At 57.3% G+C, this 15289-nt stretch carries 13 protein-coding genes; 6 read left to right on the plus strand and 7 right to left on the minus strand.

Features of this window, described 5'->3' with window-relative positions; genetic code table 11:
- Positions 1-16 precede the first annotated feature (16 nt).
- The 5 genes from OKF39_RS05670 to OKF39_RS05690 form a co-directional block, all read right to left on the minus strand.
- Complete coding sequence (locus tag OKF39_RS05670) at positions 17-511, minus strand: putative pterin-binding protein (protein ID WP_028012099.1); 495 nt, start codon at positions 509-511, stop codon at positions 17-19.
- Between the two features lie 426 nt (positions 512-937).
- A complete protein-coding gene (locus OKF39_RS05675) occupies positions 938-1501 on the minus strand; it encodes a cytochrome b (RefSeq protein WP_041911125.1) in 564 nt (187 codons plus the stop codon).
- The gene (locus OKF39_RS05680; RefSeq protein ID WP_063437830.1) at positions 1498-2571 is read right to left on the minus strand and encodes a catalase family peroxidase; all 1074 of its coding nucleotides are present in this window, start codon (positions 2569-2571) and stop codon (positions 1498-1500) included. The genes OKF39_RS05675 and OKF39_RS05680 overlap by 4 nt, the downstream gene beginning before the upstream one ends.
- Positions 2572-2881: 310 nt before the next feature.
- Positions 2882-4666, minus strand: coding sequence for a diguanylate cyclase (locus OKF39_RS05685; protein ID WP_088205249.1), 1785 nt, complete (start codon positions 4664-4666; stop codon positions 2882-2884).
- Positions 4667-4784: 118 nt separating this feature from the next.
- On the minus strand, positions 4785-5894 hold the full coding sequence (locus OKF39_RS05690) for an AI-2E family transporter (RefSeq protein ID WP_395274825.1): 1110 nt from the start codon (positions 5892-5894) through the stop codon (positions 4785-4787).
- Positions 5895-6230: 336 nt separating this feature from the next.
- Here OKF39_RS05690 and mmuP point away from each other — a divergent pair, with 336 nt between their 5' ends.
- The 6 genes from mmuP to tauD all read left to right on the plus strand — a co-directional run bounded on the left by mmuP (position 6231) and on the right by tauD (position 12134).
- Positions 6231-7631: an S-methylmethionine permease gene (gene mmuP, locus OKF39_RS05695; protein ID WP_182034008.1), complete on the plus strand. Its 1401-nt coding sequence runs from the start codon at positions 6231-6233 to the stop codon at positions 7629-7631.
- Positions 7618-8550 carry a homocysteine S-methyltransferase gene (mmuM, locus tag OKF39_RS05700; protein ID WP_048959544.1) on the plus strand — a complete coding sequence of 311 codons (933 nt, stop codon included), beginning with the start codon at positions 7618-7620 and terminating at the stop codon, positions 8548-8550. Before mmuP ends, mmuM begins: the two co-directional genes overlap by 14 nt.
- A 174-nt stretch (positions 8551-8724) precedes the next feature.
- On the plus strand, positions 8725-9687 hold the full coding sequence (gene tauA / locus OKF39_RS05705) for a taurine ABC transporter substrate-binding protein (RefSeq protein WP_479983563.1): 963 nt from the start codon (positions 8725-8727) through the stop codon (positions 9685-9687).
- 10 nt (positions 9688-9697) lie between these two features.
- Positions 9698-10465 (plus strand): taurine ABC transporter ATP-binding subunit, encoded by a 768-nt coding sequence (tauB, locus tag OKF39_RS05710; protein WP_045259872.1) that lies wholly within the window; start codon positions 9698-9700, stop codon positions 10463-10465.
- Positions 10462-11289, plus strand: coding sequence for a taurine ABC transporter permease TauC (gene tauC, locus OKF39_RS05715; protein ID WP_047367586.1), 828 nt, complete (start codon positions 10462-10464; stop codon positions 11287-11289). The genes tauB and tauC overlap by 4 nt, the downstream gene beginning before the upstream one ends.
- Entirely contained in the window at positions 11286-12134 is an 849-nt protein-coding gene (gene tauD / locus OKF39_RS05720; protein WP_041911116.1) for a taurine dioxygenase, read from the plus strand. The genes tauC and tauD overlap by 4 nt, the downstream gene beginning before the upstream one ends.
- A 69-nt stretch (positions 12135-12203) precedes the next feature.
- On the opposite strand, the gene olsF is transcribed toward tauD, so the two are convergent.
- Both olsF and hemB read right to left on the minus strand, forming a co-directional pair.
- On the minus strand, positions 12204-13904 hold the full coding sequence (gene olsF, locus OKF39_RS05725) for a bifunctional ornithine lipid synthase OlsF (protein WP_479983564.1): 1701 nt from the start codon (positions 13902-13904) through the stop codon (positions 12204-12206).
- Positions 13905-13976: 72 nt separating this feature from the next.
- Positions 13977-14951, minus strand: a complete 975-nt coding sequence (hemB, locus tag OKF39_RS05730) for a porphobilinogen synthase (protein WP_045259875.1) — start codon at positions 14949-14951, stop codon at positions 13977-13979.
- Positions 14952-15289: the final 338 nt, after the last annotated feature.

Below are 15289 nucleotides of genomic sequence, written 5' to 3' on the forward strand. Positions count from 1 at the left end.
ATGTTCTCCTGAACTGCTATTCAATCTTCATTTTGCTAACCTGCCATGCTGAACGCGAGTAATAAATTTGATTATTCAACTCAGGAAGACTGTCATAAGGGTATACAATGAATGATGGGCCTTTATCGCGGATACGCATATATTCGCCATTAATCTTTAAGGCAAGAATAGCATTATATTTCTTAAAATCGCTGAGAGGAATAGCGGTAGCGTAATCATTAAGGGCAATAACATTAACGACAGAACCCTTTGCTCCAACATAATCCATGAGTTTGTTCATTGGAACACCCTCAAACTTTGTCCTGCCCGTATACCAGGGAGATGTCGTCTCGAAACTCACCATGCCGAGTTTTTCAAGGCTTGCGAGATCAAACACTGCTTTTCCATCTTCGTTAGTATTTTCTATATTCCCGTAAATCGTCAAAATGGGTTTTCCGGCGGGTTTCGGCAGTTCACCCGCCCAGGCTAAACTCTGAACCAGACAGCATACCAGCATTAGGATTAATCGCATTATGGCCTCCACTTTTGCACAGAAGTATATGAATTATAATTTAGTTATCCTACTAGTTTATGTATTTTGTTGAGACGCTACCGTTTTTGGATATGCGTTGCAGGAAAATGTTTTAAAATCATCGAGTTGAAGTGGTTTGGTGCGAGCGGGTTTTACAGCACTGGGAGTGCTTCTTTTTTTAAGTACGCGACCATTATGTGAATAAAGTCGCTTTCGGCTAAAAAACGATCGTTTTTTATTGACGCGCACGAGGCATAGCCCGGGCAGCGTTGCTAACCATAACGTCGGATGCCCCAGACTGCAGGTTACCGGGACAACGACGCCTGGTTATTTTTCGCCAATTTATATGTCGCGCTAATTGTGCCGTTTAATTATCACACTCCGGCGATTTTTTATTCGAGAGCGGATAAAAAGGCCTTTTTTTATTTAATTTTTCTGGTTGCCGCTTTTCGTCATGCTGGCAAAAACGCTATCCCGGTAGATCCAGGCATGTACTAATGCAGCAGAAATATGTAATAGCACCACGGCAAAAAGGAGTTTTGCCAGAAGGCTATGCGCATCGTGGCACCAGGCGAAAAGGGTTGGGCTTACTGGCAAAATCGGTGGGAGATTAAATCCCTCGAACATGACGACGGGCAAGCCTGCTGCCGACAGCTGCGCCCAGCCCAAAAATGGCATTGCCAGCATGAGCGCATACAGCAGCCAGTGCGACGCTTTAGCCGCAAGCACTTGCCAGAAGGGTAAATCAGCAGGCAGCCGGGGCGTCTTGCTACGAAGTCGGTTCACCAGACGGAGCAGCGCCAGCAGTAATATGGCAATCCCCAGAGGGCGATGCAGGTCGATAAGCGCAATCCGGTGATGAAGCGTCGTCATCATTGCGGTACCAATAAACAGCATGGCCAGAATCATCGCCGCCATTAGCCAGTGTAGTCCTCTTGCCAGGGCGTTGAAATGCTGCGGCGCTTTTCCGTGTTCTTGATTCGGGTTCATTTTACCTCCTGCTTTTCAACAGCTTCGGTGGCTTTGCCGTAACCAATTTCCCGTTCCCGGCGACTAAAGGAGTGTGAATACGCGGCAGAACGCGCGTTTAACACCGGATCGTCAGACACGTTCACACCCGAAGGAACCGTCGAGGGGTCGAAGTTAACGTCGCGGCACGGACCGTCAGCCTGGGCTTCGACGCGCACCACTTCCAGCGTACCGGCCACGATCTGCCTGCGATCGTTAGGCCACGGCCGGGAAGGGTCATCCACCGGATCGCCCGGCTGGGCGAGTTGCAGAACAAAATCCCAGTAGAGAGGCTTCTGAGCAAGCCTCTGGCTGACGCCCTCGAACATGATGTTGCGATCGGCCTTCTGGCGCTGCTCCTCGCTCAGCGACACAAAAGGATCGTGCGGGCGCATCATCCAGCGTACCGCCTGGCGATTTCCGAGACCGTCCACGAGGTAAAAGGCGTTAATGCTGTAGAACGTTGCGCCGGCAAAGCTCCCGGGGGCGGGCTTTTGTGCCGCCCATTTGAGGTATTTCTCTGCTTCCGGATAGGCTTTTAAGAATGCCGCGAGGCGCTGTGGATTCGGCTTGCCGGTGGCCGGGTCTGGCGCGGTTGCCTGGTGCAGCGCCAGAAATCCTTCAGGGTCCCGGGTCGCAAAGAAGGGTTCGTTGTTCATCGCCATACGCCACTGCTGGTTATCGTCTGTTCTGAACATCAGGGCCATGCTCAGGGTTTTCGTTGAGCTATCCGCCGCGTGGGGGTCGCCAGTGCCGATGGAAAACCGTCCGACAACAGGGGTGTGCTGCTGGGAAAAAAGGCGCGCGGTTGACAAAGACGTTGCTGAACCGGCTGGAATGAAGTTTCCCGTAAAACACATTCCTTTGCCATGTGCCCGGCGAAATCCGGGAGGAAACGGCGTTGGTGTTTCCGAGACTAATGCCTGACTGGTGGTGCGAGAACCGATCCAACCCGCCGTCCACGCAAATGCGGATGCTATCGCGCCCACGATCGCGGCGATGATGGCCAGCGCTACCCAGGATTTTTTGGATCGTAAATCCACATTAGACATAGACGTTTTTCCAGTGTGAAAGAATAATGCCTGACACGCGCACGAACATCTGCGAGCCACGCATTAATACAGGGATAAAGTTGAGGCGATTATTTTTTTATAATCGCGGTAATATGCCAGAGGATATTTTTATGATGAGGCGATTATAGACGCGCTAAAGAATAATAGACTGAAAAGCCACTATTTTTATAACGTGCGTTTTACGCTCTGAGAAGAGTATATAAGGTAAACTTTATTAAAAAAGAATATCACGAAAAGTTTATAATTTTTTGATGCCAGATATTTTCGCGTTCGCCACCCGGCGGGCGGTCTAGCCCGCCTCCAGCATCCCAAAACTCACAATTCGCGAGCGTCCCAGCTCTTTCGCCCGGTACAGTGCCACGTCCGCGGCGCGCAGCAGGTTGTCACTTTGAGCATGCTCTGGATAGCTGGCGATACCAATCGACACATCCACCGGCCCAATCTCGGTCAGCCCGTAGCGAAGCGATAGCGCATGCACGCCGTTGTAAATCTTCTGCGCGCAGGCGTGCGCTTCTGCTTCACCGGCCCCGGGAAGCAGAACCAGAAACTCCTCGCCCCCGTAGCGGAATGCCAGCCCGCCGTCGTGCGCGGCCCGCTGAACAATCGTCGCCACGTTTTTGATTACCTGATCGCCGGCCTCGTGACCGAAGCGGTCGTTAATGCTTTTAAAGTGATCGATGTCGATCATCATGCAGCTTAACGGCTCGCCGTTGCGCATGGCCTGCGTCATTTGCGTGTGCAGGGTGTCTTCCAGATGATGACGATTACGCAGGCCGGTAAGCGGGTCAAACAAGGCTTTTTCCAGCAGCGCGTCGCGCAGGCGCTGATTCGCCAGCGCCAGTCCGAGCGCCTCGGCCATCAGTTCCAGATACGCGCGTGCAGGAGCATTTTCCGGGGTGATGTTCTGGAACGAGAGCAACCCAATGGCCTCGCCCTGGGCGATAAGCGGTACGCACAGCGCGCTTTCCGCCTGTGATTCCGGGAGATGATAGCAGGCGACATCCGGTTCACCGTTAACCGGCGGATGGCTCTGACCGCGACGCACGGCCCAGCACGCATCGGGGTGGAACGTGGCCTCATCATCTGCCGGTGAAAGCCACTGGGCGACGCAGCGCATTTGCCACGGATCGCGGTCAAAAACGTAGAGCCGGCCCGCTATCCCCGGCGCGATATTGGGCGCAAACAGCTCCGCCACGTTGATCACATCGTCAAAGTTTTCACACCCCTGCAGCCGCTGCGTCATGCGCGCCAGCAGCTCGCGGATGGCCCAGTCGGCGTCACGCTCTTTTTCCAGACGCTGTCGCGCAAGGCCGTTTTCACGAAAGATGCGGATGGCCTGGGCCATATCGCCAATCTCATCAATCTGGTTAAAGTTGGGCGTTTCGACCGCGAAGTCCTGAGAGGCCAGACGGTGAACCACGTCGCTCAGGCGTACCACCGGTCGCAGCACGCGGCGTTTTAATATAAAGCCGAGCACAAACAAGAACAGCAGGGCGGTCAGGCCAACCATCACTTCAGAAGCCGTGCGCAGCGCTTTCGATTTTTTCGTCGCCTCCCGCACGGAGGCGATGACACGTTTGTCGAGTATCTGGCGAAAGCGATCGATTTGGGTTTGTGCGCGCTCAAGCTCCTGCTCGTAGGGCATGCCATAGAGCAGGGCAACGGCCTGCGCATCTTCACCCCGGGCCGCGCTCGTCAGTGCCGCCTGCTGCTCATCCTGCAGTGCATCAATGATTTTTAAACCATCATGCAGCAGGGCCAGCTCGTCATCTGAAGCGCCGGTGTCCTGCAGTTTCTCCAGCTTCAGCTCGATGCTCTTCAGTTTTTTCTCTGACGCATTGTACTCATCCAGGATTTGCGGATTTTTTTTGATGACATACAGGCGCGCTAAATCGGACTGTTTCCAGGCGTCGGTTTCAATATTTTCTGTAAGCTCATCAAAATTTTGACGTAGTTCAATGGCCTGACGTTCGGCGGTGTCCGCACCGGAGGCCATCAGCATGATAATGCCGGAGGCGATAGTCAGGCAGACCGTGGCACCGTAGGCCCAGTTGGTTATTGTCGCGATTCGCACCTGGAGATCCTTTTACCGCATAAAGAGGATGGCGTTCTTCAAATTATAGAAAACGTATGATTTAAGGCGAAAAAAAGGCGGCACAGCGCCGCCTGATGTGGTCGTTATCGTCACGTCCCTACAAATCTGGAGAGTTTTTTCCCTCTTCGATGAACTCGGCGTCCAGCTCTTCGGCATTCCCCGCGTGATCGCGGCCGGAGAAGAGGTTCCAGCAGGCGATAAACAGCGCGGCGATGAGCGGCCCAATCACAAAGCCGTTAATGCCGTACAGCTCCATGCCGCCGAGGGTAGTGATCAAAATCAGGTAGTCCGGCATTTTGGTGTCTTTCCCCACCAGCAGCGGGCGCAGGATATTGTCCACCAGCCCGACAATAATCACGAAGAAGCCAACAATAAACAGCCCCTGCCAGATCTGGTGCGTGGCGAACAGGTAAATGGCGGCTGGCACCCAGACAATCGCCGAGCCGACGGCGGGGACCAGCGAGAGGAACGCCATCAGCGCACCCCAGAGCACGCTGCCGTCGATGCCCACGATGGCAAACGCGATCCCGCCGAGCGTGCCCTGAACGACGGCCACCACTGCCGTCCCTTTCACCGTCGCCCGGGAGACGCCGACGAACTTGGCGAACAGGTGCTGTTTAACAAAATCAGACAGCGGCAGGGAGTCGAGGATCTGGCGTACCAGATACGGTCCATCCTTCAGCAGGAAGAACAGCAGATAAAGCATGATGCCGAAGCTAATCGCAAAGCCAAACGTGCCTTTGCCGATCAGGAACGCGCTGCCTGCCAGATACTGCCCGCCCTGCAGCGCAACGTCGGAGAGTTTTTTCTGGATCTGCGCCGCGTTGGTCAGGTTGTGATCCGCCAGGAAGCCGCTGGCCCAGTCCGGCAAGTGGTTGAAGATGCTCGCCACCACCTCCGGGAATTGGGTGTTGTTCTCCTGAAGCTTCGTGTAAACCACGTTCAGCTCAATGGCGAGCGAGGAGAGGATCACCATCAGCGGGATAAAGACGATCAGGCAGATAATGCCAATCGTCAGCAGCGAGGCCAGCCCGTTGCGATCCCCCAGCGCGGCGCGCAATTTGTTTTTTACCGGGTTGAAAATGACGGTCAGAATAGCGGCCCACAGTATCGCGGAGAAATAGGGCGACAGCACGTCGAAGAAGGCCCAGGTCACAAGGGCGAGAATGAAAATAAAGAAACCTTTGGTCAGTCCGTTAAAGCGCATCAGTCAGTCCTGGTTACTAAGAAACTGTGACGACTATAGAACCGATTGCGAGAATTACCAACCCGGCGGTCAGTTCAGCAATATCGCAGTATGAATTTGCGCTTCACGGATAGCACTTTCGACTGACCGAAGATCGCAGGTTCCGCACCATGCTGTTAGTATCTGCTTGCGGAGGTGCTTATGGCCTGGCGTCCCATTCTTTATGTGATCCTCACAACCCACCCCAGACTCAGCGCGCGGCGTGCCCGTTTACGTCTGGTCATCTAGCTTTTTATTAACAATCGCGGTATAACACCTTCTTTGGATGTTTAGATGTCCATACGTATAGAAGGTAATATGCAAACACAACAAGAAAATGGACAGCTTAAGCGCACCATGAAAACACGCCACCTGATTATGCTCTCACTGGGCGGCGTGATTGGGACAGGGTTATTCTTTAATACCGGATACATCATTTCCACCACCGGTGCGGCGGGCACGCTGCTGGCGTACCTGATCGGCGCGCTGGTGGTCTGGCTGGTGATGCAGTGTCTGGGCGAGCTCTCCGTGGCGATGCCGGAAACCGGCGCGTTCCACGTCTATGCCGCCCGCTATCTCGGCCCGGCGACGGGCTATACCGTGGCGTGGCTCTACTGGCTCACCTGGACGGTGGCGCTCGGCTCGAGCTTTACCGCCGCCGGGTTCTGCATGCAGTACTGGTTCCCGCAGGTGCCCGTCTGGGCGTGGTGCGTAGTCTTTTGCGTGGTGATTTTCGGCCTTAATGTCATCTCCACGCGCTTCTTTGCCGAAGGGGAATTCTGGTTCTCGCTGGTGAAGGTCATCACCATCATCGCCTTTATCATCCTCGGCGGGGCGGCGGTCTTTGGTTTCATCCCGATGCAGGACGGTTCACCCGCGCCGGGCTTAAGCAACCTCACCGCCGAGGGCTGGTTCCCGCACGGCGGTCTGCCGATCCTGATGACCATGGTGGCGGTGAATTTTGCCTTCTCCGGGACCGAGCTTATCGGCATCGCGGCGGGTGAAACGGAAAATCCGCACAAGGTCATTCCGGTTGCGATCCGCACCACCATCGCGCGGCTGATCATCTTCTTTATCGGCACCGTGTTTGTGCTGGCGGCGCTGATCCCGATGCAGCAGGCGGGCGTGGAAAAAAGCCCGTTCGTGCTGGTGTTTGAAAAGGTCGGTATTCCTTATGCCGCTGATATTTTTAACTTCGTGATCCTGACGGCGATCCTCTCGGCGGCGAACTCCGGGCTGTACGCCTCCGGGCGCATGCTGTGGTCGCTCTCGAATGAGAAAACGCTCCCGCGCTGCTTTGCCCGCGTGAACAAAAACGGCGTGCCGCTGACGGCGCTCTCGGTTTCCATGCTCGGCGGCGTGCTGGCGCTGTTCTCAAGCGTGGTGGCCCCGGACACGGTGTTTGTCGCACTCTCGGCCATTTCTGGCTTTGCGGTGGTGGCGGTGTGGATCAGCATCTGCGCGTCGCACCTCGTTTTCCGTCGCCGTCATCTGCAGTCCGGTCAGCCGCTCTCTGCGCTGCAGTACCGCGCGCCGTGGTATCCTCTGGTGCCGGTGCTCGGTTTTATCCTCTGCGTGGTGGCCTGCGTCGGCCTGTGGTTTGACCCCAGCCAGCGCATTGCCCTTTATTGCGGGCTTCCGTTCGTCGCCCTGTGTTATGGTGCCTACTACCTGACCCGAAATATGACATCGCAGGAGCCTGAACATGTCGCAGAATAATCCGCTTACCGCCATCCTTGAAAAACAGCCGTTTGTGGTGCTGGATGGCGCAATGGCAACGGAGCTGGAAGCGCGCGGCTGTAACCTTGCAGACAGCCTCTGGTCGGCCAAAGTGCTGGTGGAAAACCCGGATCTTATCCGTGAAGTGCATCTTGATTACTACCGCGCGGGCGCGCAGGTGGCGATCACCGCCAGCTACCAGGCCACGCCTGCGGGCTTTGCGGCACGCGGTCTGGATGAGGCGCAGTCCCGCGCGCTGATTGGCAAAAGCGTGGAGCTGGCGCGTAAGGCGCGCGAAGCGTACCTGGCCGAAAACCCGCACGCGGGCACGCTGCTGGTAGCGGGCTCCGTTGGGCCGTACGGCGCGTATCTGGCAGACGGCTCAGAGTATCGCGGCGACTACGTGCGCAGTGCCGAAGAATTCACAGAATTCCATCGCCCGCGCGTGGAAGCGCTGCTGGACGCGGGGGCAGACCTGCTGGCCTGCGAAACGCTGCCGTCGTTCACGGAAATAAAGGCGCTGGCCGCGTTGCTGACGGCATATCCCCGCGCGCGGGCGTGGTTCTCCTTCACCCTGCGCGATAGCGAGCACCTGAGCGACGGTACGCCGCTGCGGGAGGTGGTTTCTTCTCTGGAGGACTATCCGCAGGTCGTCGCGCTGGGCATCAACTGTATCGCGCTGGAAAACACCACGGCGGCGCTGAAGCAGTTGCAAAGCCTGACGCCGCTGCCGCTGGTGGTCTACCCGAACTCGGGCGAGCATTATGATGCGGTAACCAAAACCTGGCACCACCACGGCGAAGCGTGCGAGACGCTGGCGGGGTATCTGCCGCAGTGGCTGGCGGCGGGAGCGAAGTTAATCGGCGGATGTTGTCGCACCACGCCGAAGGATATTGCAGAGCTGAACGCGCAGCGCTGAGTTTGTGCCGGGTAAGGCGCAGGCGCCACCCGGCACAAACCAACCGCACAAAATCAACTATCCTTTCCCGCTTTTTTTCTAAAAACGAATCGTCATTAGCGATTCTTTTTTATTCCTTTATCAAAATTCCCGCGCCGGAAATACTGCCCTCATAACAACAGGGGAGCAGGCACTATGGCAATTTCATCGCGAATCACACTTCTCGGCGCGCTGGCGCTGTGGACATTTCAGGCGCAGGCGGTGGACGTTACCGTCGCGTATCAAACCTCGGCTGAGCCGGCGAAGGTTGCGCAGGCGGACAATACCTTTGCGAAGGAGAGCGGCGCGAAAGTCGACTGGCGCAAGTTCGACAGCGGCGCGTCCGTCGTGCGTGCGTTAGCGTCCGGCGACGTGCAGATTGGCAATATCGGCTCCAGCCCGCTGGCGGTCGCGGCCAGCCAGCAGGTACCGATTGAGGTTTTCCTCCTCGCCTCTCAGCTCGGTAATTCCGAAGCGCTGGTGGTGAAGAAAAACATCACCAAACCGGAAGACCTGATCGGCAAACGCATCGCCGTGCCGTTTATCTCCACCACCCACTACAGCCTGCTGGCGGCGCTCAAACACTGGGGCATCAAGCCGGGGCAGGTGCAAATCATCAATCTTCAGCCGCCGGCGATAATCGCCGCCTGGCAGCGCGGGGATATTGACGGGGCCTACGTGTGGGCACCGGCAGTAAACGAGCTGGAAAAAGACGGCACCGTGCTGACCGACTCCGAAAAAGTGGGCCAGTGGGGCGCGCCAACCCTCGACGTGTGGGTGGTGCGTAAAGACTTCGCCGAGAAACATCCTGAGGTAGTCAAAGCCTTCGCGAAAAGCGCGATTGCCGCTCAGCAGCCGTACATCAGCAACCCGGATGAGTGGCTGAAGCAGCCCGCCAATCTGGAAAAACTCTCCCGCCTGAGCGGCGTGCCGGAAGCGGACGTGCCGGGGCTGGTGAGGGGCAATACCTATCTGACCCCCGCGCAGCAGGTGCAGCAGTTAAACGGGCCGGTGAGCAAAGCGATTGTAGATACCGCCACCTTCCTGAAAGAGCAGGGCAAAGTGCCTGCGGTCGCGGCGGATTACAGTCAGTACGTCACCGACCGCTTTGTGAAATAAGGAGTCCGCCATGCTGAACATTACGAACCTGTATGCCGATTACGGTGGTAAACCCGCACTGGAGGACATCAACCTGACGCTGGGCAGCGGTGAACTGCTGGTGGTGCTCGGCCCGTCCGGCTGCGGAAAAACCACGCTGCTGAATCTGATCGCCGGGTTTGTACCGTATCAGCACGGCACCATTCAGCTGGAAGGCAAAAAGGTGGATGGCCCTGGCGCCGAGCGCGGCGTGGTCTTTCAGAACGAAGGATTGCTTCCGTGGCGCAACGTGCAGGAGAACGTGGCGTTTGGGCTCCAGCTTGCGGGCGTGAACCGTGAACAGCGGCTGGCAACCGCGCGGGCGATGCTGAAAAAAGTGGGGCTGGAAGGGGCGGAAAAACGCTTTATCTGGCAGCTTTCCGGTGGCCAGCGTCAGCGCGTCGGGATCGCCCGCGCGCTGGCGGCGAATCCGCAGCTGTTGCTGCTGGACGAGCCGTTCGGGGCGCTGGACGCCTTTACCCGCGAGCAGATGCAAACCCTGCTGCTGCGCCTGTGGCATGAGACGGGCAAGCAGGTGCTGTTAATTACCCACGATATCGAAGAGGCGGTGTTTATGGCGACCGAGCTGGTGCTGCTGTCGCCGGGGCCGGGGCGCGTGCTGGAGCGGCTGCCGCTTGAATTTGCCCGTCGCTACGTCGCGGGGGAGCCGGTGCGCAGCATCAAATCCGATCCGCGGTTTATTGAGCAGCGTGAATACGTCTTAAGCCGCGTGTTCGAACAGCGGGAGGCCTTCTCATGAGCATCGTCTTTAGTGAAAAAACGCGCCGCACGCGTCCGGCGCTGCGCTGGCCGTTCTCGCGCCCGCTCACGTTGAGTGTCGGCACGCTGCTGGTGCTGCTGGCAGCGTGGTGGGCGGTTGCGGCCCAGCAGTGGGTCAGCCCGCTGTTTCTGCCACCGCCGGGACAGGTGCTGGCGAAACTCATCTCCATCGCCGGGCCGCAGGGCTTTATGGACGCTACGCTCTGGCAGCATCTCGGCGCAAGCCTGACGCGCATTCTGGTGGCGCTGCTGGCGGCGGTGGTTATCGGTATCCCGGTCGGGATCGCGATGGGCCTAAGCCCGACTGTGCGTGGCATCCTTGACCCGCTGATTGAGCTTTACCGCCCGGTGCCGCCGCTGGCCTATTTGCCGCTGATGGTGATCTGGTTCGGTATCGGCGAAACGTCGAAAATTCTGCTGATTTATCTGGCGATTTTCGCGCCGGTTGCCATGTCGGCGCTGGCGGGCGTGAAGAGTGCCCAGCAGGTGCGCATTCGTGCGGCGCAGTCGCTGGGGGCCAGCCGTACGCAGGTGCTGCTGTTCGTGATTCTACCCGGCGCGCTGCCGGAGATTTTAACCGGGCTGCGCATCGGCCTCGGCGTGGGCTGGTCCACGCTGGTGGCGGCAGAGCTGATCGCCGCCACGCGAGGATTAGGGTTTATGGTTCAGTCGGCGGGAGAGTTCCTGGCGACTGACGTGGTGCTGGCAGGGATCGCGGTGATTGCCGCGATCGCCTTCGGATTAGAACTGGGGCTGCGCGCGCTACAGCGCCGCCTGACGCCCTGGCATGGAGAAATACAATGAGTGAACGACTGACCATCACCCCGCTGGGGCCGTACATTGGTGCGCAGGTGTCGGGCCTGGATGTGTCCCGCCCGCTGAGCGATAACCAGTTTGAGCAGCTGTACCACGCGGTGCTGCGCCATCAGGTGGTGTTCCTTCGCGAGCAGGCGATCACCCCGCAGCAGCAGCGCGCGCTGGCGTTGCGTTTTGGCGACCTGCATATTCACCCGGTCTATCCGCATGCGGAAGGGGTAGAGGAGATTATCGTTCTGGATACCCACAACGATAACCCGCCGGACAACGACAACTGGCACACGGACGTCACCTTTATCGAGACGCCGCCCGCAGGGGCAATTCTGGCAGCAAAATTACTGCCAGAGACCGGCGGCGATACGCTGTGGGCGAGCGGGATTGCGGCGTTTGAGGCGCTCTCTGCGCCGTTCCGGACGCTGCTGAGCGGCCTGCGGGCGGAGCACGACTTCAAAAAATCGTTCCCGGAATACAAGTACCGTAAAAGCGAAGAGGAGCATCAGCGCTGGCTGGAGGCGGTGGCGAAGCATCCGCCGCTGCTGCACCCGGTGGTGCGCACCCATCCGGTCACGGGCAAGCAGGCGCTGTTCGTGAACGAAGGATTCACGACGCGCATTGTGGACGTGACGGAAAAAGAGAGCGACGCGCTGTTAGGTTTCCTGTTCGCACATATCACTAAACCGGAATTTCAGGTGCGCTGGCGCTGGCAGGAGAACGACCTGGCGATCTGGGATAACCGCGTGACGCAGCACTACGCCAACGCGGACTATCTGCCGCAGCGCCGGATTATGCAGCGGGCGACGATTTTGGGCGATAAGCCGTTTTACCGCCCCTGATCCTGGAGTACCCGTAGGCCGGGTAAGCGCAGCGCCACCCGGCGTAAACGGTGCACAATTGCCGGCCAATTAAAGGTGCGCCTCAATATACCGCTGATAGCGGTTCGCCTTCAGGTAGCACAAATCCACCAGCACCAGACCGTCTACGCAGTTGTTGAACGCCGGGTCGCTGCCAAAATCAATAAACTGCACGCCGCCGGGCTCGCATAGCTCGGAATACTGTTTATACAGCGGCGGTATGCCGCAGCCCAGATTGCCGAGCAGGGATTTCAGCTTCGTCAAATCGTCCACGTAATCCACGCCGCCAAACTGTGCCAGCACGTCCGGTAAGGATGCCGGATACGGCTGACGTGACGCGGCTAGCGGATGCGTCGCGGGGAACCACAGGCGGTAAAAGGCGACCAGCAGATCCCGTGCCGCAGGCGGTAAGCCGCCGGAGATGGAGACGGGGCCAAACAGGTAGCGATAATGTGGGTAACGCGCCAGGTAAGCCCCGATGCCGGACCATAAATAGTCCAGACCGCGACGCCCCCAGTAGCGCGGCTGAATAAAGCTGCGCCCGAGCTCAATGCCGTGCTCAAGCACGTCCTGCATTTTGTCGTCGTAGTGGAACAGGCTGTAGCTGTACAGACCTTCAACGCCGCGTTTTTCGATCTGCATGGCCGTCGGCATAAAGCGATACGCCCCGACGATCTCCAGATCCTCTTCATCCCAGAGGATCAGGTGCAGATAATCGTCATCGTAGCTGTCGGTGTCCCGGCGTTTACCGCTCCCTTCCTCCACCGCGCGAAACGCAATCTCGCGCAGGCGGCCCAGTTCGCGCAGAAGAGGCGCCTCTTCCTGCCCGTTGCGCTGCCACAGGTAGATGGTTTTACCGTCGCTGGTTTTACCCAGACACTCCGCCTGCGCCAGCTCGCGTTTCAGGGTGGCCCGGTCTTCCGGACGAGCAATGGCGCACTGGGTTTTGAAGACGCCAGGCAATCCCTTGCCAAGACGCATCACGTGCTGACGGCACTGCTCGGCCATCTCACGTGACGAAAGAGTGGCGCTATGCCAGTGATGCCAGGCGATTTGCTGGCCGATTTTAATCGGCAGCTGGCTGTGGCGGCGGCGGAACATCTGCTGCATTAGCAGCAGCATCGACAATGTCGGCGACACCAGCGTACTGGCATAAAAGAGCAGGCTGTTATGCGCCTGAATATGCACCGGCAGCAGCGGGGCGCGCAGCTTGCTGGCGAGTTTGATAAAGCCGGAGTGCCATTTTTTATCGCGAATGCCTTTGCGCGTGGGACGTGAAACTTCACCCGCCGGGAAGAAGATCAGCACGCCCGCGTTTTGCAGATGCTGCTCCATCTGAACCAGAGACGATTTCGCCGTCCTGCCGCCCATATTGTCCACCGGAATAAACAGCGAACTGAGAGGCTCAAGGTGGGTCAGCATCCGGTTGGTCACGACTTTAACGTCGCGCCGCACGCGGGAGACAGCGTACATCAGCGCCAGCCCGTCCAGCGTGCCTGTCGGGTGGTTGGCAATAATAACCAGTGGGCCATGTTCGGGGATTTGTTCGAGATCGCGGGCGGAAACGGTGCAGAGAATATCAAGGTGCTCCAGAACTTGCTCCACCATATCCAGTCCTTTCAGGTGGCGGTGAGCGGCGGCAAACTGCTGGAATTCTTCTTCGTAAAACAGCCTTTTTAACAGACTTTTTTGCCAGGGTGCAGGCCTCGCCTGAGGCCAAAGATCGTCGAGAACGCTATTGAGGCTAAACATGATTACTCCTCCTGCCGTCTTGCGAAGACAGTAGAAGGAGCAGATGTCGGTTGTATTGCAGTTTGGTGAAGATTAGCGGAGGATTTTTTTCTCGGCCAGATCCAGCGCGAAGTAGCTGAAGATCAGATCCGCGCCCGCGCGTTTGATCGCGCCCAGGCTTTCGAGGATCACTTTCTCTTCGTCGATGGCACCGGCCAGCGCGGCGAATTTGATCATCGCGTATTCACCGCTCACCTGGTATGCCCCCAGCGGCAGTTCGGTGCGCTCGCGAATGTCGCGCAGAATATCGAGATAGGCGCCAGCAGGTTTCACCATCAGGCAGTCTGCGCCCTGGGCTTCATCAAGCAGGGATTCACGAATCGCTTCCCGGCGGTTAAGCGGGTTCATCTGGTAGGTCTTACGATCGCCCTTCAGCGCCGTACCCGCCGCTTCACGGAACGGACCGTAGAAGGAGGAGGCAAACTTGGTGGAGTAGGACATGATGGCGGTGTCGGTAAAGCCTGCCGCATCCAGTGCCTGACGGATAGCCTGAACCTGTCCGTCCATCGCCGCAGACGGCGCGATGAAGTCCGCACCCGCAGCGGCAGCCACGACCGCCTGCTTGCCGAGGTTCAGCAGGGTGGCATCGTTGTCCACGCCGTGATCGCACAGCACGCCGCAGTGCCCGTGGGAGGTGTATTCGCAGAAGCAGGTGTCGGACATGACCACCATTTCTGGCACGGTATCTTTGCAGATGCGGGACATGCGGGCCACAAGGCCATCTTCTTTCCATGCATCGCTGCCGGTGGCGTCGGTATGGTGGGAGATGCCGAAGGTCATCACCGAGCGGATCCCCGCGTTGGCAATGCGTTCGATCTCACGCGCCAGGTATTTTTCAGGAATGCGCATCACGCCCGGCATGGCTTCGATGGCTTTGTAGTCATCAATCTCTTCTTCAACAAAAATCGGCAACACCAGATCGTTTAAGCTCAGTGTTGTCTCTTCAAACATGGCGCGCAGTGCGGGTGACTTACGCAGGCGGCGGGGACGTGCAATTAAATCGGTCATGGTATGCCTGATGTTTGTGGAACAAAGAAGGTTAGTGTACCTCAAAGTGAAGTGAGGTGTTTTACTAAAGTGGGCATTTTGATACCGATTAATGCGGCCTGTCTATGATTGCCAGTGAATTATATATAATTAACTAATCCTGCGGAATGTCGGTTCGAATTATTGATGTTAATTCTATTACGAAGGGAATGTATAAATAAAAATGATCTGTTTATAAAGCTTATATCACCTTTGCTTGTTTAGTTTATTTTGACTTTTTCTTTATAGTATTTATATTTAGCGCTCTTTTTCTCTCGTTTTACATCTGCTGATTGTCTGGATACGGACTTAAACGAATC

Source organism: Enterobacter cloacae complex sp. HYC042_NIDB, from assembly GCF_056673315.1.

What these genes read in the sequence shown, in the direction of transcription:
- tauA (WP_479983563.1), top strand. Translation starts at nt 8,725, where the DNA reads ATGGCAATTTCATCGCGAATCACACTTCTCGGCGCGCTGGCGCTGTGG.
- OKF39_RS05680 (WP_063437830.1), bottom strand. Translation starts at nt 2,571, where the DNA reads ATGTCTAATGTGGATTTACGATCCAAAAAATCCTGGGTAGCGCTGGCC.
- olsF (WP_479983564.1), bottom strand. Translation starts at nt 13,904, where the DNA reads ATGTTTAGCCTCAATAGCGTTCTCGACGATCTTTGGCCTCAGGCGAGG.
- tauD (WP_041911116.1), top strand. Translation starts at nt 11,286, where the DNA reads ATGAGTGAACGACTGACCATCACCCCGCTGGGGCCGTACATTGGTGCG.
- mmuM (WP_048959544.1), top strand. Translation starts at nt 7,618, where the DNA reads ATGTCGCAGAATAATCCGCTTACCGCCATCCTTGAAAAACAGCCGTTT.
- mmuP (WP_182034008.1), top strand. Translation starts at nt 6,231, where the DNA reads ATGCAAACACAACAAGAAAATGGACAGCTTAAGCGCACCATGAAAACA.
- OKF39_RS05690 (WP_395274825.1), bottom strand. Translation starts at nt 5,894, where the DNA reads ATGCGCTTTAACGGACTGACCAAAGGTTTCTTTATTTTCATTCTCGCC.
- tauB (WP_045259872.1), top strand. Translation starts at nt 9,698, where the DNA reads ATGCTGAACATTACGAACCTGTATGCCGATTACGGTGGTAAACCCGCA.
- OKF39_RS05675 (WP_041911125.1), bottom strand. Translation starts at nt 1,501, where the DNA reads ATGAACCCGAATCAAGAACACGGAAAAGCGCCGCAGCATTTCAACGCC.
- OKF39_RS05670 (WP_028012099.1), bottom strand. Translation starts at nt 511, where the DNA reads ATGCGATTAATCCTAATGCTGGTATGCTGTCTGGTTCAGAGTTTAGCC.
- tauC (WP_047367586.1), top strand. Translation starts at nt 10,462, where the DNA reads ATGAGCATCGTCTTTAGTGAAAAAACGCGCCGCACGCGTCCGGCGCTG.
- hemB (WP_045259875.1), bottom strand. Translation starts at nt 14,951, where the DNA reads ATGACCGATTTAATTGCACGTCCCCGCCGCCTGCGTAAGTCACCCGCA.